We start from the raw sequence: 20,293 nt of genomic DNA, 5'->3' as shown, positions 1-20,293 counted from the left end.
TGATATGAATACTTTAGAAAAACTCGGCGCTTTCAACGTGTGGGCCAACGAAACGGTCCTGCAGCGCCTCGATGAAATTGCGGCCAGTGGCCAGGAAATTCCGACCGTGGTGCTGCGCCTGTTCAGCCACGTGCTCAACGCCCAGGCCATCTGGATTTCGCGCATCGGCGGCCAGCCCCAGCCTGTAAAAGTGTGGCAGGAGCACGACCTGCCCACCATCCACCGCCTGCACGAGCAAACCTCAGAAGCTTTGCACCAGCTGATGGTGCACGCCGACGAAACCGAGCTGCAGCGCCTGATTTCCTATACCAACTCCTTGGGCAACAGCTACGACAGCATGGTGCACGACATCCTGACCCACGCGGTGGTGCACGCCAGCTACCACCGCGCCCAGGTAGCCACCCGCCTGCGCGACCACGGCTTCGGGCCCGTCAACTCCGACTTCATCACCTACTGCCGCGAGCTGAGCGCGGCCGCCCAAGCGGCTGTGCCCAGCCTGTAAGCGCACCAGCACTGTTTCATTTACGTTTCTTGAAAACCCTTCCGGTCCCGGGAGGGTTTTTTGGTCCTACCCACCCGCCAATCATCTGTTAGCCATGACCGAAACCCAGGCAACGGCCGCGCCGGTTCTTTCCGCCGAACGGCTCAACCAGTCGTATTCCTACGCCGCCTACCGCCAGCTCCTGGACGAGCTGATGGCCGAGAACCGGACCACCGGACCCAACCAGTCGGAGCAAATCATTCAGTATGCGCGTCTGAACCTCAAGCGCATGCAGCGCCTCGACAAAACCGTGGAGCTGCTGCCCGAGCTGCAACGAGCCCTCGACCAACTGGACCGGGGCTACGAGTGGCTCATCATCACGGAGGGCTGGTGCGGCGACGCCGCCCAGATTGTGCCCGTGCTGGAGGCTGTGGCCCGCGCCAGCCAAGGCAAAATCAGCACGCGCTACGTGCTGCGCGACGAAAACCTCGACCTCATGGACCGCTACCTCACCAACGGCGGCCGCTCCATTCCCAAGCTCGTGGCCCTTTGCACCGACACGCTGAAGGAAGCCGGCACCTGGGGCCCGCGCCCGGCCCCGGCCCAGGAGCTGTTCAACCGCCTCAAGGCAGAGGGCGTTTCCTACGAGGACTTTGCCACCCAGCTGCACACCTGGTACGCCCAGGACCGCACCCTCAGCACCCAGCACGAGCTGGTGACGCTGCTGCACAACCTGAAAAAATTCTAGCCTGCCCAACGGCCAAGCTAGAAAAACAAAACCGTTGTCATCCTGAGCGCAGCGAAGGACCTTATCACGCTAGAACAAATGATTCTGACGCGATAAGGTCCTTCGCTGCGCTCAGGATGACAACGGTTTTGTTTTGTTTAAACAGGCCCTACTGAACGCTCACCGAGCCCAGGTCGGTAATCTGGTCGTTGGTCACGTTCACGCCGGTGCGGGTGGCGTTGTGATAGGGGAGGGCCGTCTGGAATTCGACGCGGTAGGTACCGGCCGGCACGGCGCGAATGAGGAAGCCGCCAAGAGCATCGGCCGTGGTGCTGAGCGTGTCGTTGGGCGTCACGGAAGTGCGGATGGCCAGCACCAGCGGCTTGGCCGCAGCGGGCGTTACGGTGCCGCGGATGCCGCCGGCCACGGCCGTCGTGACGGTCCGGATAACGGGCTTGAGGTTGTAGTCGCCGTTGCCACGGGCCACGATGGATTTGGCCACGTCAAAGTCAAGCACCAGCTGGTAGGTCACGTCACGCACCAGCACGGCGTCAATTTTCAGCTTTACGCCGGACTGCTGGCCGCTGGGCGTTTTCAGAGGCTTCACGGTGCCGTCGCGCAGCGTCAGGGTGTTGTTGTTGCCGAGGATGAGGCGGATTTGCGAGATTTTACCGGCCGGGAAGTCGGCGCTGGTGAGCAGGGCCGAGTTGCCGTTGGTGTAATCCATCACGTTGTAGATGCCCGGCCGGATGAGGCTCAGGTTCTGCCAGCCTTCTTCTTTATCGTCGTCGCTCACGTGCACCTGCACTTGCTGCACGTCCAGGTTCACGGCTTTGTAGTCACCGGGCGCGTCGGTCAGGCGCACTTCAAATTTAGACATGCCGGCCGACGAGTCATCCGATTTAGAGCAGCTCGCCAAGCCCAACAGGGCCGCAGCGGCGTAAGGTAAAAAACGTGTGATTTTCATAAAAATGGATAATTAGGCCTATGATGGGGCATGAAACGGCCCGGTCAACCAAGAGGTTGCCGGGCCGCTGCTTTCAACAATATTGCCAAAACAGGCCTTTATTGGGTCAATCCAACTACTTCACCGAATCAGCCGGTTCCACGGGTTTGGGCTTGGCCTTGGGTTTGCCAAAGAGGTTGTTGAAGCTTTTGGACAGCTGTTCCTTGGCCTTATTGGCAGCATCGATGCGCTGTTGCTTTTTATCGAGCTCGGCCTGACGAGCGGCCTCTTCTTCCGTTTGGCCGGCACGGCGGATGCTGTCTTCCTTGGAGATGGCGCGGGGCTTCACGCCCAGCAGGTCGAGCGCTTTCTGCTTGGCCACGTTTTTCACCAGCGTTTTGCCCTGGTCCTTCATGCTGCCGCTCGTGAGCTTCACCACCGGCGCCTTCACCGTGCCGCCGATGTTGAGGCCCAGCGTCACGCGGTCGGTGCCCTGGATGTTCTGCACGCCCGTGAGTTGGGTAAGCTTGCTGTTGAGGGCGTTGCCGAGCTTGCCCGTGGGCGTGTTGATGGCCGTGACATAGGCCAGCGCCCCGGTGAGGCTGTTCTGGCCGCCCAGGGTCATTTTCACGTCGCCGATGGTCACGTCGAAGGGCTGCACCACGAGGTTGCCGTCCACGAGGTTGGCCTGTATTTTCTTGTCTACCACCACCAGCGTTTTCAATTCAGGCAGCGTGGTCAGGCTGGCAATTTTGGTCATTACCTCACTCTGGTTGATGGCCGCTCGCACCACGTCGAAAATGCCCTTGCCGCTCAGCGTGGCCAGGTTCGGCATCATGTCGGCTCCCATCTCGCCGCTCACGCTGAAGTTGGTGCCGAACACGCCCTCTACCTGGCTGGCCAGCGGCACCAGCGTCTTGATGGTGTTAAACGCCGAAAAAGCCTTCTGGAAATTCAGGTCTTTGATGTTCAGCCCAAAGTTGAATTTGGGGTGGGCCAGGTTCTTGCTGCTGTAGCTGCCCGTGGTGCCAAACGTAGCGCCCAGGGTGTTGAACGTCATGTTCTTGAGCGTGGCCGTCTGGTCGTTCACCGCCACCGAGCCCTGGGCATTGGTCAGCTTCAAGTTGTCGTAGGTCACGTTGTCGACGTGGCTGTTCAGCACTAGGTCAAAGAATTTGGGAATCTGCAGCACGCCCTCGGCCTTGGCCGGGGCCTTGCCGCCGGTGCTGGCCACCGTGGGCTTGGCCGATACCTCGTCCACCATCCACTCGTTCACGTTGAAGTTGCGCGAATTCACCGTCAGGTTGCCTTTCAACGACTGCCCCGGCGTGAACAGGTAGCCCAGGTAGTTGCTCACCGTGCCCGAGGCCGCGAAATCGGAGCTACCGGCCGTGCCGTTCAGGCTTTGCAGCGCAATCTGGTTGTTGTTGAAGGTGGCCGTGCCGCTGCTGATTTTCACCCCCTGCGGCAGGTCCTTGCTCTTGTAGGTCACATTGTTGGCTTTCACCGTGCCGCTGGCCACCACGTTCTGGTAGCGGCCGGCTTCCACGTCGGCCATGTTGCCCTTGGCGGCAATGTCGCCCGACACGCGCCCGGTCACGGTCATACCCTCCAGCGGGAAAATCTTGGTAATCTTGGTCAAGTCCACCGTGCCGCGCACGTTGGTGTCGAACACCGGCTTGTCGATGTTGTGCGCCGTGAGGCGGCCTTCCAGCGGCTCGCCCTCCAGCACCATCCGAAACTGCGGCAGGTTTATCTGCGTGTCGTTCACCTGGCCGGTGGTGTTCACCACCGTGCCGCTGAGGTTGATGTTCTCAATCGGGGCCGGGAATTTGGCCGATTTCACGTAGCCATTCGTGAGGCGGATGGCCGCATTCACCACCGGCATCTGCGTCTTGGAATAGGTGCCCTTGGCTGTGCCGTCCACGAAGAACTGCCCACGCATGTTCAGGTCCTTCACCGGGTACACTTTCAGGGCCTCGGCCAGGTTCACGTTGGCTTTCACGCGGCCGTCTACCTTCATCGGGTTCAGGCCGTCGATGGCCACGTTGCCGTCCACCGGGTCAGGCCCGAGGTCGAGATGAAACTGCGGGATATTGACCTTCACGTCGTTGGTCACGCCCGTGGGGTTATCCACCTTCATCTTGAGGTTGATGTTCTTGGCCTCGCGCGGCAGGTCGGGGTACTTGAAGCGGCCGTTGGTCACCACCAGGTTCACGCCGTAGCCGGGCAGGGTGGTGGCCGTCTGCGTGCCCTTGGCGTAACCATCAAACGCCACCTTGCCGCTGGTTTCGATGTTCTTAAACTTCTCGGTAAATACGCCCGGCACCAGGCTGAGCAGGGTTTTGAAATCCGTTTCCAGCGCCTTAAAAGTGATGTCGTAGGTAATGTCCGTGGCATTCGGCAGCCCGATGGCGCCCGCGAAGCTGAACGGGAAATCGTTGAGCTTAATCTTGTTGTCTTTGAACGTGTAGAGGTTCTTGTTCAAATCCATGTTCAAGGTCACGTCGGCGTCGAGCTGCTTGTCGGTCACATAGGCCACGCCGCCGTAGGTCATGTCGAGGTCGGCCGCTGTGGTTTTGGAGGTCATGTCGAACACATTGCTGGCAAAGTCGCCGCTACCGCTGTGGTTCACACCGCGCGCCTCCATGCGGAAGGGCAGGGTCAGGTCTTCGTAGCGCAGGTGGCCGTCGGTCATTTTCCAGCCCTTAATGGCCAAACTCACCTGGCTGGTGTCCTGGCCTTTGGCTGCGGCGGCCGAATCTGAAATCATCACGTCCCAGTTGGCCCGGCCGCTTTTCAGGCGGCGCAGGCTCAAGTCGGGCCGCTCCAGCTCCACGCTGTTAATCTTGATTTCCTCGCCTTTAATCACTGTCATCACGTCCAAGCCCACCCGCAGGTTGGGCAGGTAGGCCAGCGTATCGCGGCTGAACGAGTCGAGCCCAATCACGCGCAGGTCCCTGATGTCGAGCGTTAAATCGGGGAAGGAGTGGAGCACGCTCACGCCGATGTTGGCCGGGTCGTACTGCACCTGGGCCCGCACGCGCTGAGCTATCTGCTTATCAGCTAGTGCCCGCAGCTTGTCCTTAAATAAAAAGGGCGCGGCCACCACCGCCAGCACCAGTACCACCAAAAACACACCTACTCCCAACAAAATTTTCCGCATGGCAAAAGCTAATAAGGTATTCCAGACAAAGATAGACGGCCCGCCCGGCTGCCTTTTTCACAGAAAAGCACGATTCGCTCTCCCAACAGCGGGTTTCAGCAAAAGGTGTTCTGTAGGCTTATTCAAACCAAGTTATGCTTTAGCCTTTTACAGCACACGCATGCAAATTGGTGCCTAATGAACAGCTTACTTACCAATACTGCTCGCCTTATTGTTTTTGACATGATGCCAATGGCCATCATCTAGGGCGCATGGCCTCCTTCAAAGCAACTGTTCGATAAGCCACCTGACTACATCGAATAAGTCATATATAATTCAAGAATTTTCATAGGTGATTTTCCAAGTTATATTTGCACACTTGTCTGGTGTCATCATTCGGATTGTTGCTCTTATTGCTATCATGAAGCGCTTTACTACTTCCTTATCTGTTTTCATGGTGCTGGCAGCTGGTCCAGTATTAGCCCAGGTGGCTCCCATGAGCCTGACGGGCAACGTGCAATCCGACGACCGCAGGGCGCTGTCAGGGGCGGCCATCACCGTCATTCACGTGCCGTCGGGCACACGCTACGCGGCAGCCTCCAATGCTTCCGGGCGCTTTGTAATTTCCAACCTGCAGGCCGGCGGGCCCTACCTCATGCAAGTGGGCGAGGGTGGCTTCAACTCGCAGACGCTGGAAAGCATCTTTTTGGAAAATGGAAAAACGGCCAATTTCACCGTCACGCTCAGCCGGCTTACCAGCGCAAAAAACCGCGCCGGACGCGACGACAAAGCGGCTCCCGAAGCGGCCGTTACCGAAAGCCTGGCCCCGGAAAGCGTGGTGGGCGGGCCGGTTTACATTACGACGCGCACCGGGGGAACCGGGTCGTCTTCCTCAGCAGCCATGTCGGCAGGCACAACTTCCGCGGGCGGCGCAACTCGGGCCGCAAGCCCGCCAGCCGCCGCGCCCCCGGCCGCAGCACATGCGCCGGCTGCCGCGCGCTACCGGCGATACCCAAGCACCCGCTCCACCGGTCCCAAAAAGGCCCACGACCCCGTTGTGCCGGGCCATTTCGATGCCAAAACCGGCGACTACGTGTACGAAACCGGTGCGCTCACCACCCTGAAGCTGGCCGATGGCGGCACCATTTCGGGCGTGGGCATCAACTCGACCGAGAGCAACCTGTACCGTTTCCTGACCAACCCCGCCGCCCAGGTCGACACCATGGACCTGACCAACGGTTGGTACAACTTTGACCGCGTGTTTTTCACGCCCGGCAAGGCCACGCTCACGCCCGAATCGATGGGCCAGCTGCGCAACATTGCCAGCCTGCTGCGGGCCTATCCCACGGCGCGCATCAAGCTTGGCGGCTACACCGACAGCACCGGCACCTACAAGGTAAATAAGCAGCTCAGCGAGGCCCGGGCCCGCACGGCTTGGGCCAGCCTCGTCGACATGGGCATCAGCCCCAGCCGCATCGAAGCCCGCGGTTACGGCCGCAACTACGCCATCGCGCCCAACACCACCGAAGTAGGCCGCGCCCGCAACCGCCGCCTCAGCGTGAAAGTGCTGCAAAAGTGAGCCTGTGCCGTTTGGAGTAGGCGCACGGGCCCTGGCCGTACCTTCGCGGCGGTGGCCGCACTATTTTGGGGGCCGGCCGCGTTACTTCGGTTCCTATGCCCAAGCGTTTTTCTTCTTTGTTTCTGCCCGCGAAGCGCGGCCTGGCCCCGGCCCTGCTGCTGGGCACGGCGCTGGGCGCGCACGGGCAGGATGTTTACTTCTCGCAGCCCTACGCCACGCGCCTGCACACCAACCCGGCCTTCACCGGCCTGGTCGATGACTATAGCGTGACGCTGAGCTACCGCAACCAGCTGCCGCTGCTGGCGGGCTCTTTCGTCACGGCTCAGGCTGCGGCCGACGTGCGCCTCAACCAGCCCGGCCAGCACCACGCCCTGGGTCTGCTCATCAACCAGGACCGCACCGGCGCGATAGGCTACACGCGCTTCGAAGTGGGCGGGCTTTATGCCTATCACACCCGCATTAAGGAGAAGCTGGCCTTGAGCGGCGGCTTGCGCGCCAGCTACGGCCGCCAGCGCGTCGGATATGACAATTTCGTGTTTGGCGACCAGATTCGGGAAGACGGCAGCGTGGCCGGCCCCTCGGCCGAGTCCCTCGATTTTCCGCCCGTCAACTACTTCAGCGTGGGCACCGGCGCGGTGCTCTATAGCGAGCAGTTCTGGCTCAGCCTGGCCGGCCAGCACCTCAACCAGCCCAGCCTGGGCTTTCGCAAGCAAAGCGAGCTGCCGCTGCTCCTGAATCTTTCGGGGGGCTATAAGTTCTTTAAAGTGAAGCCCGGTCCTGGCGTTGCTACCCGCGAGGTAAGCTACACGCCGGTGGCTGCCTACACCCGCCAGGGTGGTTCTCAGCGCGTTGAGACCGGTATTTACTTCACGGCCTCGCCCGTAACGCTGGGGGCGGTGTACCGCAATATTTACGTGCCGGGCAGCGTTGGGTCGCAGCACGTGCTGGCCGTGGTGGCCGGGGTGCAGGCCGGCGGCCTGCGCCTGGGCTACAGCTACGACGTGGGCCTCAGCCGCCTCAGCGCCGACCTGGGCGGCGCCCACGAGGTGACGCTGGCCCTGCGCGCCTTCGACCGATTGGAAAACGCCCATCGTCGTTTAAAAAAGAGAGTTTACCCGGCAGCCCCTTGCCCAACATTCTAATATTTTGTATTATTGCGTCCTGATTGCCTTAGCTAACCCCTCAGCCCCCATACTCATTTTAACTTAATTATGAAATTAACCAATTATCTACGCCTCTCCGTGCTTGGCCTGGTAGTGCTGGCCAGCTGCGGCAAGAAAGGCCCGCCCACGGCCCAAAAGCCGGGCAAATATTCCTCTACGACCGGTATTGAATATAACACGGAGAAGGGCATGGCCGTGGCTAACTTCAAAAAAATCCCCGAAGGCCCGGGCCTGGTGTTCATCGAAGGCGGCCGCACGGTGCTGGGCTCGCAGGAAGAAGACGTAACCCAGACGCACGACAACATCGAGCGCACGGTGACCATCGCCTCGTTCTACATGGACGAAGCCGAGGTGGCTAACATCCACTGGCTGGAATACCTGCACTTCATCCGCACCGACTCGGCTGAAGAATTCTATCGTTCGGCCCTGCCCGACACCACGGTGTGGGCCCGCGACCTGTCGTTCAACGACCCCTACGTGACTTACTACCTGCGTTACCCCGGCTTCCGCTACTTCCCCGTAGTGGGCGTGAGCTGGCTGCAGGCCGATGACTATTGCTCGTGGCGTACCGCTAAGGTGAACGAGCGCCTCGCTGCTGGTGGCGAAAGCAAGCCCGGCGGAGGCAAAGGCCTCTTCGGCAAGAAAAAAGACAAAGCTGCTGGCGAAGGCGCTGGTGCTGAGGGCACCGCTGGCGCTGCCGGCGCCCTGGCTACCGGTAAGAACTCGACTTCCATCGAAAACGGCAACACGCTGCCCAACTACCGCCTCCCCACCGAGGCTGAGTGGGAATACGCTGCTCAGGCCCTCGTAGGCACCCAGGAAGTGGGCAACGAGAACCAGGAAGAGAAGCGCATTTACCCCTGGGACGGCAAATCGACCCGCAACGCTTACGGCCGCAAGCAGGGCCAGTTCCTGGCTAACTTCAAGCGTGGCCGCGGTGACTACGCCGGTATTGCCGGCAGCCTGAACGACGGCGCCATGATTACGGAGTACATCTACTCCTACCCGCCGAATGACTACGGTCTGTATAACATGGCTGGCAACGTGAACGAGTGGGTGCAGGACGTGTACCGCCCGTTGTCGTTCCAAGACGTAGAAGACCTGAACCCCTTCCGTCGCAACGGCGTGGGTGACCCCGCCGAGAAGTACGACAAGAAAGGCTACCAGTCGCTGATTGACGACCACGTGCGCGTGTACAAAGGCGGTTCGTGGCGCGACGTGGCCTACTGGCTGTCGCCCGGCACCCGCCGCTTCATGGCCGAAGATTCTTCGACGGCAACCATCGGTTTCCGTTGCGCCATGATTAATGCCGGCTCGAACAAGTAAGCTGGAATTTAAATAATAAAAAGGCCGCTCCTGATACAGGGGCGGCCTTTTTGTTATGATAGGTTTCTGGTTTTAGCGGTCGGCACAGGCTATTGTAGCAATGCTCACCTCGGCCGCGCCGGCCGCCAGCAGCACCGCACCGCAGGCTTCGAGGGTGGCACCAGTAGTCAGTACGTCGTCCACCACAAGTACGCGCTTGCCTACTACCGTCGTTGGGTTTTCTACTTCAAAGACCGTGGCCACGTTTTCCCAGCGCTCGGCGCGGTTTTTCTTGGTCTGGGTTTTGGTGTTAGTAGTGCGGCGCAGGGCGGCGGGGGTGGCGGGCAGTTGCATGCCTTCGGCCAGGCCGGTGGCGAAGGCGGCGGCTTGGTTGTAGCCGCGCTTGGCCAGCTTCTTGGGGTGCAGGGGGACGGGTACGATGAGGTCGAAATCGGCGGCGAGGCCGGCGGCGTGCAACTCGGCGCCGTAGAGTTGGCCCAGGGCGGTGCCCACGTCGCGCTGGCCCTGGTACTTGAGCTCGTGGAGCAGGTGCTGGACGCGGCCGTGGCGCACGAAGCGCAGGTAGCTCAGGGCGTGGCGCACGGGGAGCTTGCCCCAGAAGCGGCGGCCCAGCGGGTTTTGGTCGGGCGGGAGGCGGTGGTAGTCGGTGTAGGGCAGTTCAGCCCGGCAGCCGGTGCAGAGGTGGTTTTCGCCAGTGATGAGCGGCTCCTGGCAGGCCAGGCACAGGCGCGGGTAGATGAGACCCACAAAATCATCCCACAGGGTGCGGAGCATGGCGGTAGGGGAGGGCGAGAGTTTGGGGAGTAATTTTGGAAAAGCAATGTAGCTGGATTTAGCTAGCATCAAACAGAACGTCAGCCCGAAAGCACGTCATGCTGAGCGAAGTCGAAGCATCTCTACCGCTTCGTTGTTATCGTTTTGATTACTGCTGCACGCGAGATGCTTCGACTTCGCTCAGCATGACGTTCATAATAATCTCCTCTCTATGTCCCTAGTCACCGAATTCAACGAGTACCGCCAGCGGATGAATGCCACCATCATGGCGGCCGATAACAAAGTCATCAAGCGGTTTTTCAACCTCGACACCAACACGTACGCGGCCGGCGCGCTCGACGTGAAAACAAAGGAAATGCTGGGCCTGGCCTGCTCCATGGTGTTGCGCTGCGACGACTGCATTAAGTACCACGTGGGCAAATGCTTCGAGGAGAAGCTCACCGACGAGGAGATTTACGAGGTGTTTGCCATTGCCAACATCATCGGCGGCAGCATCGTCATCCCGCACTTCCGCCGCGCGGTGGAATACTGGGAAATCCTGAAATCGGAAGCCGGCAGCAGCGCACACGACGGCGCAGGCCTGGCCGCCCACAAGGCCGAACACGACGGCCAGCCCCACGCATGAGCGAGGACCTAAACCACCTCGCGCCCGCCGAGCATCCGGAGGCCGAAGCCGACTTCGACGCCCGTTGGGAAACCCTGATGCAGGAAATGGAAGCCCGCTTCGGCAAGCGGCCCGATTTGAACGCGCTGCTGCTGCTCATCGGCATTCAGGAGCTGAACCAGGGCCTCACCACCTTCACCAAAGAGCAAAAGCAGGACCTCATGCACATTGCCACCTGCCGGCTGTTCAGCCTGAGCGGGCACTACGAGCAGACGCATGTGGACGAGGATGGCTGGCCGCACTACAAGCTGCTGCGCCCCGTGCCGTTTGCCAATCTTAAGGAGCAGGAGCGCATGCTGAAGTGGCACATCCTGGAGTATTTCAACACCAATTACATGGAGTAGCCTACCGTGGCAAAGCAACTGCCTGCTACGCTACTTACCGTTTTTGAAACCAGCCCAAAGGCCGCCCCGCACAATTTGCCGGGCGGCTTTTTTCATAGCCTTTGGGCCGATAAGCAGGAAATTAAAATCGGATTAATGCCTAATTAAAAGGGGGTTAATTCGCACTTGGGCTTGTAACAAAGCTGGGAAAACGGGCATTTAGGTACTGAATTTTGCAGGCGCAATTGCTGCGCGGCTACCTGTTCAGTTTCTTTTTTACCGTTTATCAATGGCTTCATACGCTAGTACTTTGCCACCGCCCACGCCCTGGCAACGCCTAACGCGGATGCTCGACACCGAGCGCAAAACGATTCGTCACATTGTGTGGTACGCCGTGGTGGCGGGCCTCGTCAGCTTGTCGCTGCCGCTGGGCACGCAGGCGGTTTTCAACCTGGTTTCGACCGGGGCCGTGTTTGGCTCCACCTACCTGCTCATTGCCGTGGTGGTGGGCGGCGTGCTGCTGGCCAGCATCCTGCTCATCGGGCAGCTCACCATGGTGGAGGCCATCGAGCAGCGGCTGTTTGCGAAGGCCGCCATTGAGTTTGCCTATCGCCTGCCACGCATCAAGCCCGAGGTACTCGAAGGCCAGAACCCGCAGGAATTGGTGAACCGTTTTTTCGATGTGCTCACGGTGCAGAAAGGCCTCACCAAGCTACTGATTGACTTGATGTTTGCCGGCATGCAGATACTGTTTGGGGCACTGGTGCTGGCGTTTTACCACCCCATCTTCATCGCGCTGGGGCTGTTCACCATCATTGCCCTCATCCTCATCTACGCGCTGAACTACCAGCGGGCCCTGCGCACCAGCATTGCCGAATCGGCCTACAAGTACGAGCTGGTGGATTGGCTGGAGCAAGTGGCCGGGCGCCTGCCCGAAGTGCGCGCCGAGCGCAAGCAGAACGACGGCGCCCTCATCCGCACCGATGAGCTGACGTCGAGCTATCTGCACGCGCGCAATTCTCACTTTCAGGTGCTGAAAACCTACTACGCCTACGCTACGGCGCTGCGCACGCTGCTCACGGCGGGCCTGCTGATTGCGGGCACGCTGTTCGTGGTGTCGCGCCAAATGACGCTTGGCCAGTTTGTGGCCGCCGAAGTGCTCATCGTGCAAATCAGCGCTTCCATTGAGAAGCTGATGACGGGCGTGAGCACCATTTTCGATATTCTGACCGGGGTGGAAAAAATGGCGGCCGTGACCGACCTGCCCCTTGACTCCCACCACGCCGACATCACCACCCATGCTTAACCTTTCGAACCAACACGTAGCCGAGTGGGTATGGGAAAAAATACCCCGTAAATCGCGCCCCGAGCTGCTGCGCATCAACGGCAGCCAGCGCATGAGCCGCATCCTGCTGGTGGTGGCCGTCCTGTTTATTATTGCCTTGTTTCTGCCCTGGCGGCAGACGATTTCGGGCACGGGCACGCTCACGGCGCTTACCCCCCAGGACCGGCCCCAGACCGTGCAAAACCAGATTGCCGGCCGCATCGAGCATTGGAACGTGCGCGAGGGCCAGTTTGTGCACAAGGGCGACACGCTGCTCACCGTGTCGGAAATCAAGGACGAGTATTTTGACCCCAACCTGCCCGAGCGCCTGCGCGAGCAGCTCGCCGCCAAAGTAGCTAATGTGGCCGCCTACGACGCTAAAATAGCGGCCACCGACCAGCAGATTGCCGCCCTCGGCACCACGCTGCAGGTGCAGTTGGAATCGGCCCGCAACAAGGTGGAGCAGGCCGAGAACTACCTCAACATTGACCGCGCCGACCAGGTGGCGGCCACCAACTATTATGAGACGAGCCGCGCCCGGCTGGCCCGCTACGAGAAAGGCTATAAAAACGGCCTGTTCTCCCTAACCGACATCGAAACCCGTCGCCTCAAGCTGCAGGAAGACCTGGCCAAGGTGACGGCCGCCCGCAACAAGGTGGCCAGCAGCCAGCAGGCCCTGGCCAACGCCCGTATCGAGCTCAGCAACCTGCGCGCCAAGTACGCCCAGGACCTGGCCAAGGCCCAGTCGGACCGCAGTTCGGCCGTGTCGAGCCGGGCCAGCTCGGAAGGGGAGGTGGCCACCACGCGCAATAAAATCAGCAACGTCGAGGTGCGCCGCAGCCTCTACGTGGTGCGCGCGCCCCAAACGGGCTACGTGGTGCGGGCGTTCAAGGCCGGCATCGGCGAGACCATCAAGGAGGGCGAGTCCATTGCCACGCTGCAGCCGGAGGCGCCCTTGCTGGCCGCCGAAATCTACGTGCGGGCCATGGACGTGCCGCTTATTCAGCGCGGCCGGCAGGTGCGGCTGCAGTTCGACGGCTGGCCGGCCATTCAGTTTTCGGGCTGGCCCTCGGCGGCGGTGGGCACGTTCGGCGGCTTCGTGTCGGTGATTGATGTGGTGAGCAGCGGCAGCGGCAAATACCGCCTGCTGGTGCGCCCGGCCCAGCCGCAGTCCGGCGACAAGCCCTGGCCCCGCCAGCTCCGTCTGGGCTCGGGCGTGCAGGGCTGGGTAATTCTGGATTCGGTGCCGGTGTGGTACGAAATCTGGCGCCAGCTCAACGGTTTCCCGCCCACCCTCGCCGCTGAGCCCGATGAAGCGCCGGTGAAAGGCGACAAGGGCAAATAAGAACGAGGTAGGGGTAGGACTTGCGTCCGCCCCTACTTCGTTCTGCTAACATGAGTTTTGTGTATTAACATGTTATCCATCATATCCAGTAAGCTTTTTCAACCCCGTTTCAGCCGCCATTGGCCGCTGCTGATGCTGCTATTCGCCGTCTTTGCGCGCCCTGTTCTGGCCCAGAACCCCAGCCTGCCCGCCCGCCGCTCCGGTCTGGAGAAGGCGCCGCTGCAAACCACACAACTCGACGTAACCCGCCCCGGCGACACGGCCAAGGTGTTTTCGCTACAAGACCTGGCTGATTTGGTATTTGCCAATCACCCCATCGTGAAACAGGCCGACCTGCTTTCGGACGAGGCCCGCAGCCAAGTGCTGCAGGCCCGCGGCGGCTTTGACCCCAAGCTGGAGTCAGACTTTCACCGCAAGCAGTTCGGTGGCACCGACTATTACAACAACTGGGGCAACGAGCTGAAAGTCCCGCTCTGGCCCGGTGGCATCGACCTGAAAGCCAGCTACGACCGATACGTGGGTACTTACGTGAACCCCGAAGGCCGCACGCCTGTCAACGGCTTGGCCGGGGTGGGCGTCTCGGTGCCCATTGGGGCGGGGCTGTTGATTGACGCCCGCCGCAGCACCCTACGCCAGGCCAAAGCCATGCAGAACGCCGCCGAGGCCGACCGCGTGAAGCAAATCAACGAAGTGTGGCTGCAAGCCGTGAAGGACTACTGGACCTGGTACTACTCGGTGCAGCAGGCGGCCCTCATCCAGGAAGGCGTGGCGCTGGCCGACCGCCGCTTCCAGGGCACGGCCCGTCGTGCCCAGATTGGCGACCAGGCCCCCATCGACTCGGTAGAAGCCCAAATCACGGTGCAGGACCGCCAGGTGCAGGCCGCGCAGCTCGACGTGGACCTGCTCAATGCCCGCCTGGTGCTTTCCAACCACCTTTGGACCAAGGACGGAAAACCCGCCGAACTGCCCACTTATGCTGTGCCCCAGGCACCCGTCCTCGATACCGTCAGCCGCGCCGAGCTGCAGCGCCTCACCGAGTTTGCCGCCTCCCAGCACCCCACCATGCGCAAGCTCGAAGCCAAGCTCAGCCAGCTCAACATTGAGGAACGGTACCGCCGCGAGATGCTCAAGCCTAAGGTCAACCTGAGCGGTGTGCTGCTCAGCCAGGGCAACTTTTACCGCTCCGAAGTGCCTTCCTACTACAATTTCGGCATGGACAACTACAAGGTGGGCGTTGATTTTGCCTTCCCGCTGTTCCTGCGCGCCGAGCGCGGCAAGCTACAATACACCCGCATTCAGGTGAAGGAAACCACCCTGGAGCGCCAGCAAAGCCAGCGCACCATTGTGACGCGGGTGAACTCCGTGTACAACACCCTGCGCGCTTACGAGCAACAGCTCGCCCTGCAAGCCCAGACCATTGCCAACCAACGCCTGCTGCTGCAAGCTGAGCTGCAAAAATTCGAGCTGGGCGAAAGCACCATCTTCCTCATCAACGCCCGCGAAACCAAGCTCATCGACCTGCGCATCAAGCAGGAAAGCCTGCGGGCCAACTACGAAAAGTCGCGCGCCGAGCTGTACTACTATGCCGGCACGCGGTCGGTGGAAAACACACGATAAAGCGAACAAATTCAATCAATAGCCTTAATAAACAGCCCGTTATCCTGAGTGTAGTCGGAACATCTTCAAAGCAATAGCTTATTCGCTGCAACGACTAAGTTGATTGCTGAACCATTTCATTGCTCGGGTAAGGTGAGTTCCCTGGTGATGCAGTGGTAAGGATGTTTCGATTATACTCAGGATGACGGGCTGTTGGCTGTCCGGTTAATTTTGCACGATGATTTAAAATAAATGGGTTGAACAGAAGTCATCTAAGCCCTATAAGTCATTGTTTAATAGCCGGTATTAAAAATGAAAATCGTTTCTTACAACGTCAACGGCCTGCGCTCGGCCGTGAGCAAGGGCTTGCTGGACTGGGTGGCCGAGGCGGCGCCTGACGTGCTCTGCCTCCAGGAAATCAAAGCCAGCCGCGAGGCCATGGACGTATCAGGCTTCGAGAAACTGGGCTACCAGGCCTATCTGCACCCGGCCCAGAAACCGGGCTACAGCGGCGTTGCCACCTTCACGAAGGTGGCACCGAAGGCCGTCATCCACGGCTGCGGCCAGAGCTGCTACGACGACGAAGGCCGTGTGCTGCGGCTCGACTTTGAAGACGTATCGGTGCTGAACACCTACATGCCCTCGGGCACGAGCGGGCCGGAGCGGCAGGCCTTCAAGGTGGAATGGCTCCATTTTTTCCGCCGCTACGTAGCCCAGCTGCGGGCCGATGGCAGCACGCCGCCACTGCTCATCGGCGGCGATTTCAACTGCTGCCAAACGGCCATCGACCTACACAACCCCAAAGCCAACCAGAACAGCCCCGGCTACACGCCCGAGGAGCGGCAGTGGTTTAAGGATTTCCTGAATGATGGCTTGGTCGACACCTTCCGCCACCACCACGGCGAGGCCACGGGTCATTACTCCTGGTGGAGCTACCGGGCCGGCTCGCGCAAGCGGAACGTAGGCTGGCGCCTCGACCACTGGCTGGCCGACGCCGCTCTGCAACCGCGGCTGGCCGGCGCGGGTCTGTTGCCCGACGTGGTGCACTCGGACCACTGCCCGGCCTGGGTGGAAGTGCAGTAGCGGACGTGTCTGTTATCCTGAGCGCAGCGAAGGACCTTCTCACGTGACAACGACTTGTTCAGCCGTGAGAAGGTCCTTCGCTGCGCTCAGGATGACAGATGTTGCCTTGGCTTCGCTACATCGAACCAAGCACCCCGCCGTTGATGTATCTTTCCCGACTAAGAATTGATTTATGGCGGTGATGATAGAGCAAGGCGCTACGGCCACCGAGTACCCCGCGCTGGCGCGGGTGCGCACGGAGCTGGAAGCCTTCAAGCGCAAATTTTACCTCAACCTGCTGGTGCGGGGCGGGCTGGTAGCGGGCACCCTGCTGTTGAGCTTTTTTGTGGTGTTCAACGGCCTTGAATACTTCCTGTACCTGCCCACAGTGGTGCGGGCCGGGCTGCTGTTCGGTTTCATAGGCCTCACCATCTACAGCTTTATCCGCTGGATTTGGACGCCGCTGGCGGCCCTCACCAACCTGCGCCGGCTGCTGAGCGACGAGCAGGCCGCACGCCGGGTAGGGGAGTTGTTTCCGGAAGTGCAGGACCGCCTGCTGAATGCCCTGCAGCTGCAAGGCCAAGCCCGCGACAACGCCCTGATTGCCGCCAGCCTGGAGCAGCGCGCCGCCCAGATGGGCAACATCTCCTTCGCCAAAGGCATAGACATTCAGCAGCAGAGCAAGCCGCTATGGAAGTATGCGGCCATACCGGCCGCCGTGCTGTTGCTGCTGCTGGCTTTTTACCCCAGCTTTCTGGTGCAGGGCACCGAGCGCATCTGGCACTACAAACGGGCCTACTCACCGCCGGCGCCGTTTCAGTTTCTGATTAAAAACCCTAAGCTGACCGCATTCAAGGGCGAAGATTTTACGCTGGACGTGGGCGTGGCCGGTCAGGCGTTGCCGGCCGACGTGAGCATTGCATTCGAGGACGGCGAGCGTAAGCTGAGCAAGGTGGCGGGCCGGGGCGACCAGTTCCGCTACACCTTCGAGCAGCCCCAGGGCGACGTGACATTTCAGTTAAAAGGTGCCGGGTTTGCCTCGCCCGAGTACCAGCTCACGGTGCTGGAACGGCCCAACCTACGCGACTTCAAAGTCCGCGTCACCTATCCCGCCTACACCGGCAAGGAGGCCGAAACCATCGAGAACGGCGGCAACCTGACGGTGCCCGAGGGCAGCACGGTGCGCTGGGAATTTGCCACCGCCGCCACCGACGAGCTGGCCCTGGTGTTCCAGAACCCCGACGAAACCCTGGCCGCTACCGGCGACGACGGCACCTTCGTGGCTGAGCGGCGCATCATGCGCTCGCAGCCCTACCTGCTGCGCCTGAAAAACCCGGCCAGCCTCAACCGCGACCCCATTTCCTACCAGCTCACGGCCGTGCCCGATTTGGCCCCCACGCTCACGCTGGAAGCCTTTGCCGACACCGTGACGCGCCGCTATCTGGCCCTGGGTGGCACCGTGCGCGACGACTACGGCCTCACCCGCCTGGAGCTACACTACGCTCTGCGCCGCGCCGGCCAGGGTCCCAACGCCGCGCCCGTCCGCCAGGGCGCCACGCCGCTGGGCCTGCCCCGCGAGAGCGCCGGCACTTACGCCTACACCTGGAACCTGAACCCGCTGAACCTGCAGCCCGGCGACCGCCTCGAATACTACGTGGAGGCCTGGGACAACGACGGCGTGCACGGCCCCAAGGCCACCCGCACCCGCCCGGCCGAGTTCCGCCTGCCCAGCCGCCGCGAGCTGAAACAGGAGCTGCAGGCCCAGGCGCAGTCGGTGGCCAGCCAGATGAGCCAGGCCGCTAAGCAAAGCGAGAAGCTGGAGCGCGAGCTGGCCAAAACCCAGGACAAGCTCAAAACCAAGCGCGACCTGAGCTTCCAGGACCGCAAGCAGCTGGAAAACATGCTGGACCAAAAGAACCAGATGAACCAGCAGATGGAGCAGATGCAGAAGATGTTCGAGCAGCTGCAGCAGAAGCAGGACCAGGCCAACCCCAAAAGCGAGGAGCTGGCTAAGAAAGCCGAGGAGCTGAAAAAGCTGATGGCCGACCTGCTCGACCCCGAAACCAAGAAGCTCTACGACAAGCTGAAAAAGCTGCTGGAAGAGCAGAAACAGCCCGACGCAGAGATGCAGAAGCTGCTCCAGCAGCTCGAAAACAAGGAAGACACCCTGCAAAAGGAGCTGGACCGCGCGCTCGAAATGTTCAAGCAGATGCAGCTGGAGCAGAAAGCTGAGGAAACCGCCAATAAGCTCGATGAGCTGGCCAAAGCCGAAGAAAAGCTGGCTGAAAAAACTGCCCAGAACGACAAGGAAAACCCCGACAACAAGCTCTCGAACCAGGAGCAAAAGGCCAAGCAGGAGCAGCTGAAGCAGGAACAGGCCGAAAACCAGAAGGAATTCGAGGAACTGAAAAAGGACTTGCAGGACCTTAAGCAGATGGACAAGGAGCTCGATAACCAGAACGGCATGGACGAGCAGAAGCCCGAGCAGGAGCAGACCGACCAGGATATGCAGGAAAGCCAGCAGAGTCTCAGTAAAAACCAGAACTCCAAGGCCTCAGCCAAGCAGAAAAACGCCGCCCAGCGCATGAAGAAGATGGCGCAGAAAATGCGCGACCAGATGAGCGAGGAGGAGAGCGACCAGGCCCAACAGAACATCGACGACCTGCGCGACATCCTCGAAAACCTGCTCACCCTGAGCTTCGACCAGGAAAACCTGATGAAGGAATTCCGCAAAGTAGACCAGAGTGACCCCCGCTTCGTGCAGCTGGGCCAGACCCAGCGCAAGCTGCGCGACGACGCCAAAATCATTCAGGATTCCCTCTACGCCCTGGCCAAGAAGGAGCCCAAGATTCAGAGCTTCGTGACGCGCGAAGTGGGCGAGATGAACGGCCGCATGGACGAGTCGCTTACCCACATCCAGCAGCGCGACCTGGTCCGCGCCACCGCCACCGAACAGCAGGCCATGACCAGCATGAACAACCTGGCCCTGATGCTGCAAGGCTCCCTGCAACAGATGCAGCAAGAGCAGCAGGCCGGCAAAGGCCAGCCCCAGCAGGGCGACGGCAAGCCCGGCAAGGGCAAGAAAAAAGGCAAAGGGCAGGGCCAAGGGCAAGGCAGCAAGCCCGGCCCCGGCAGCATGGGCAAGATGCAGCAGCAGCTCAACGAGCAGATTCAGAAGCTCTCGCAGAGCGGCAAAAGCGGCCGGGCCATGAGCGAAGAATTGGCCAAGCTGGCTGCCCAGCAGCAGATGCTACGCCAAGCCATGCAGCAGCTCGACAAGCTGCAACAGGGCCAGGGCAAGCCCGGCGGCGCCCAAGGCCAAAGCGGCCAGGGTGGACAAGGCCAGCCCGGCCAGGGCCAGGACAAGAACGGCAAAGAAGGCAAGGACGGCAAGGAGGGCGGCCAGAATGGCAAAGACGGCAAGGGCGACCAGGGCGGGGGCGGCACGGGCGAGCTTAAGAAAATGATGGAGCAAACCGAAACCGACCTCGTGAACAAGCGCCTCACGGAAGAAACCATCCTGCGGCAGCAGCAAATCCTCACCCGCCTGCTGGAAGTGGAGAAATCGGCCCGGGAGCGCGACCAAGACACTAAGCGCGAGGCGCAAGCGGCTCAGTATAAACCCCCGGTTTTTCCGCCGGCGTTCGATAAATACAAGGCGCCCAAGGAACGCCAGACCGAATTACTACGTAGTACCCCCCCGAACCTGACCCCGTACTACCAACGCGAGGTGGGCGAGTACTTCCAGAAAATCAAATAGCCGGGCAGCCGGCTCATCCAAATTGGCCGGCCTTTCGTTAACTGTTTAGCAATCTGCCCAAATCCTTTCCAGCTGGGC

Annotated in this window: 15 protein-coding genes; 12 read left to right on the top strand and 3 right to left on the bottom strand. The window is 60.7% G+C overall.

The window, feature by feature from the left end; all coding sequences use genetic code 11:
- Positions 1-4 precede the first annotated feature (4 nt).
- A complete protein-coding gene (locus I2I01_RS15370) occupies positions 5-502 on the top strand; it encodes a DinB family protein (RefSeq protein WP_196287352.1) in 498 nt (165 codons plus the stop codon).
- 94 nt (positions 503-596) lie between these two features.
- Positions 597-1,229 carry a thioredoxin family protein gene (locus tag I2I01_RS15365; RefSeq protein WP_196287351.1) on the top strand — a complete coding sequence of 211 codons (633 nt, stop codon included), beginning with the start codon at positions 597-599 and terminating at the stop codon, positions 1,227-1,229.
- A gap of 148 nt (positions 1,230-1,377) precedes the next feature.
- Here the strand turns inward: I2I01_RS15365 and I2I01_RS15360 are convergent, their stop codons facing one another.
- Both I2I01_RS15360 and I2I01_RS15355 read right to left on the bottom strand, forming a co-directional pair.
- Positions 1,378-2,175, bottom strand: coding sequence for a DUF4382 domain-containing protein (locus I2I01_RS15360; protein ID WP_196287350.1), 798 nt, complete (start codon positions 2,173-2,175; stop codon positions 1,378-1,380).
- Between the two features lie 115 nt (positions 2,176-2,290).
- Positions 2,291-5,320, bottom strand: coding sequence for an AsmA family protein (locus I2I01_RS15355; protein WP_196287349.1), 3,030 nt, complete (start codon positions 5,318-5,320; stop codon positions 2,291-2,293).
- A 400-nt stretch (positions 5,321-5,720) separates the two neighbouring features.
- On the opposite strand from I2I01_RS15355, the gene I2I01_RS15350 reads away from it, so the two are divergent.
- From I2I01_RS15350 to I2I01_RS15340, 3 genes are all read left to right on the top strand, one after another.
- The gene (locus tag I2I01_RS15350) at positions 5,721-6,878 is read left to right on the top strand and encodes an OmpA family protein (protein ID WP_196287348.1); all 1,158 of its coding nucleotides are present in this window, start codon (positions 5,721-5,723) and stop codon (positions 6,876-6,878) included.
- A gap of 95 nt (positions 6,879-6,973) precedes the next feature.
- On the top strand, positions 6,974-8,020 hold the full coding sequence (locus I2I01_RS15345) for a PorP/SprF family type IX secretion system membrane protein (protein ID WP_196287347.1): 1,047 nt from the start codon (positions 6,974-6,976) through the stop codon (positions 8,018-8,020).
- A gap of 69 nt (positions 8,021-8,089) precedes the next feature.
- Positions 8,090-9,367, top strand: coding sequence for an SUMF1/EgtB/PvdO family nonheme iron enzyme (locus I2I01_RS15340; protein WP_196287346.1), 1,278 nt, complete (start codon positions 8,090-8,092; stop codon positions 9,365-9,367).
- A 72-nt stretch (positions 9,368-9,439) separates the two neighbouring features.
- On the opposite strand, the gene I2I01_RS15335 is transcribed toward I2I01_RS15340, so the two are convergent.
- Entirely contained in the window at positions 9,440-10,141 is a 702-nt protein-coding gene (locus I2I01_RS15335) for a ComF family protein (protein WP_196287345.1), read from the bottom strand.
- A 211-nt stretch (positions 10,142-10,352) separates the two neighbouring features.
- Between I2I01_RS15335 and I2I01_RS15330 the strand changes: the two genes are divergently transcribed.
- From I2I01_RS15330 to I2I01_RS15300, 7 genes are all read left to right on the top strand, one after another.
- Entirely contained in the window at positions 10,353-10,766 is a 414-nt protein-coding gene (locus I2I01_RS15330) for a carboxymuconolactone decarboxylase family protein (protein ID WP_196287344.1), read from the top strand.
- Positions 10,763-11,149: a hypothetical protein gene (locus tag I2I01_RS15325; protein WP_211537976.1), complete on the top strand. Its 387-nt coding sequence runs from the start codon at positions 10,763-10,765 to the stop codon at positions 11,147-11,149. The genes I2I01_RS15330 and I2I01_RS15325 overlap by 4 nt, the downstream gene beginning before the upstream one ends.
- Before the next feature lie 268 nt (positions 11,150-11,417).
- Positions 11,418-12,434: an ABC transporter ATP-binding protein gene (locus I2I01_RS15320; protein ID WP_196287343.1), complete on the top strand. Its 1,017-nt coding sequence runs from the start codon at positions 11,418-11,420 to the stop codon at positions 12,432-12,434.
- Entirely contained in the window at positions 12,427-13,797 is a 1,371-nt protein-coding gene (locus I2I01_RS15315; protein ID WP_196287342.1) for an HlyD family secretion protein, read from the top strand. Before I2I01_RS15320 ends, I2I01_RS15315 begins: the two co-directional genes overlap by 8 nt.
- A 132-nt stretch (positions 13,798-13,929) precedes the next feature.
- Complete coding sequence (locus I2I01_RS15310; protein WP_196287341.1) at positions 13,930-15,414, top strand: TolC family protein; 1,485 nt, start codon at positions 13,930-13,932, stop codon at positions 15,412-15,414.
- A gap of 291 nt (positions 15,415-15,705) precedes the next feature.
- Positions 15,706-16,476, top strand: coding sequence for an exodeoxyribonuclease III (locus tag I2I01_RS15305; protein ID WP_196287340.1), 771 nt, complete (start codon positions 15,706-15,708; stop codon positions 16,474-16,476).
- Between the two features lie 181 nt (positions 16,477-16,657).
- On the top strand, positions 16,658-20,215 hold the full coding sequence (locus tag I2I01_RS15300; protein WP_196287339.1) for a DUF4175 family protein: 3,558 nt from the start codon (positions 16,658-16,660) through the stop codon (positions 20,213-20,215).
- Positions 20,216-20,293 lie beyond the last annotated feature (78 nt).

It is taken from the genome of Hymenobacter properus (genome assembly GCF_015694735.1).
Taxonomy (GTDB): Bacteria; Bacteroidota; Bacteroidia; order Cytophagales; family Hymenobacteraceae; genus Hymenobacter; species Hymenobacter properus.
The sequence above is the reverse complement of the archived record's forward strand: the minus strand, read 5'-3'. Positions and strand labels throughout refer to the sequence as shown.

Bases quoted from the DNA above. Each gene is read 5' to 3' on its own strand.
- I2I01_RS15305 (WP_196287340.1), top strand. From the start codon at position 15,706: ATGAAAATCGTTTCTTACAACGTCAACGGCCTGCGCTCGGCCGTGAGC.
- I2I01_RS15365 (WP_196287351.1), top strand. From the start codon at position 597: ATGACCGAAACCCAGGCAACGGCCGCGCCGGTTCTTTCCGCCGAACGG.
- I2I01_RS15340 (WP_196287346.1), top strand. From the start codon at position 8,090: ATGAAATTAACCAATTATCTACGCCTCTCCGTGCTTGGCCTGGTAGTG.
- I2I01_RS15345 (WP_196287347.1), top strand. From the start codon at position 6,974: ATGCCCAAGCGTTTTTCTTCTTTGTTTCTGCCCGCGAAGCGCGGCCTG.
- I2I01_RS15320 (WP_196287343.1), top strand. From the start codon at position 11,418: ATGGCTTCATACGCTAGTACTTTGCCACCGCCCACGCCCTGGCAACGC.
- I2I01_RS15335 (WP_196287345.1), bottom strand. From the start codon at position 10,141: ATGCTCCGCACCCTGTGGGATGATTTTGTGGGTCTCATCTACCCGCGC.
- I2I01_RS15360 (WP_196287350.1), bottom strand. From the start codon at position 2,175: ATGAAAATCACACGTTTTTTACCTTACGCCGCTGCGGCCCTGTTGGGC.
- I2I01_RS15300 (WP_196287339.1), top strand. From the start codon at position 16,658: ATGATAGAGCAAGGCGCTACGGCCACCGAGTACCCCGCGCTGGCGCGG.
- I2I01_RS15330 (WP_196287344.1), top strand. From the start codon at position 10,353: ATGTCCCTAGTCACCGAATTCAACGAGTACCGCCAGCGGATGAATGCC.
- I2I01_RS15370 (WP_196287352.1), top strand. From the start codon at position 5: ATGAATACTTTAGAAAAACTCGGCGCTTTCAACGTGTGGGCCAACGAA.
- I2I01_RS15325 (WP_211537976.1), top strand. From the start codon at position 10,763: ATGAGCGAGGACCTAAACCACCTCGCGCCCGCCGAGCATCCGGAGGCC.
- I2I01_RS15350 (WP_196287348.1), top strand. From the start codon at position 5,721: ATGAAGCGCTTTACTACTTCCTTATCTGTTTTCATGGTGCTGGCAGCT.
- I2I01_RS15315 (WP_196287342.1), top strand. From the start codon at position 12,427: ATGCTTAACCTTTCGAACCAACACGTAGCCGAGTGGGTATGGGAAAAA.
- I2I01_RS15355 (WP_196287349.1), bottom strand. From the start codon at position 5,320: ATGCGGAAAATTTTGTTGGGAGTAGGTGTGTTTTTGGTGGTACTGGTG.
- I2I01_RS15310 (WP_196287341.1), top strand. From the start codon at position 13,930: ATGCTGCTATTCGCCGTCTTTGCGCGCCCTGTTCTGGCCCAGAACCCC.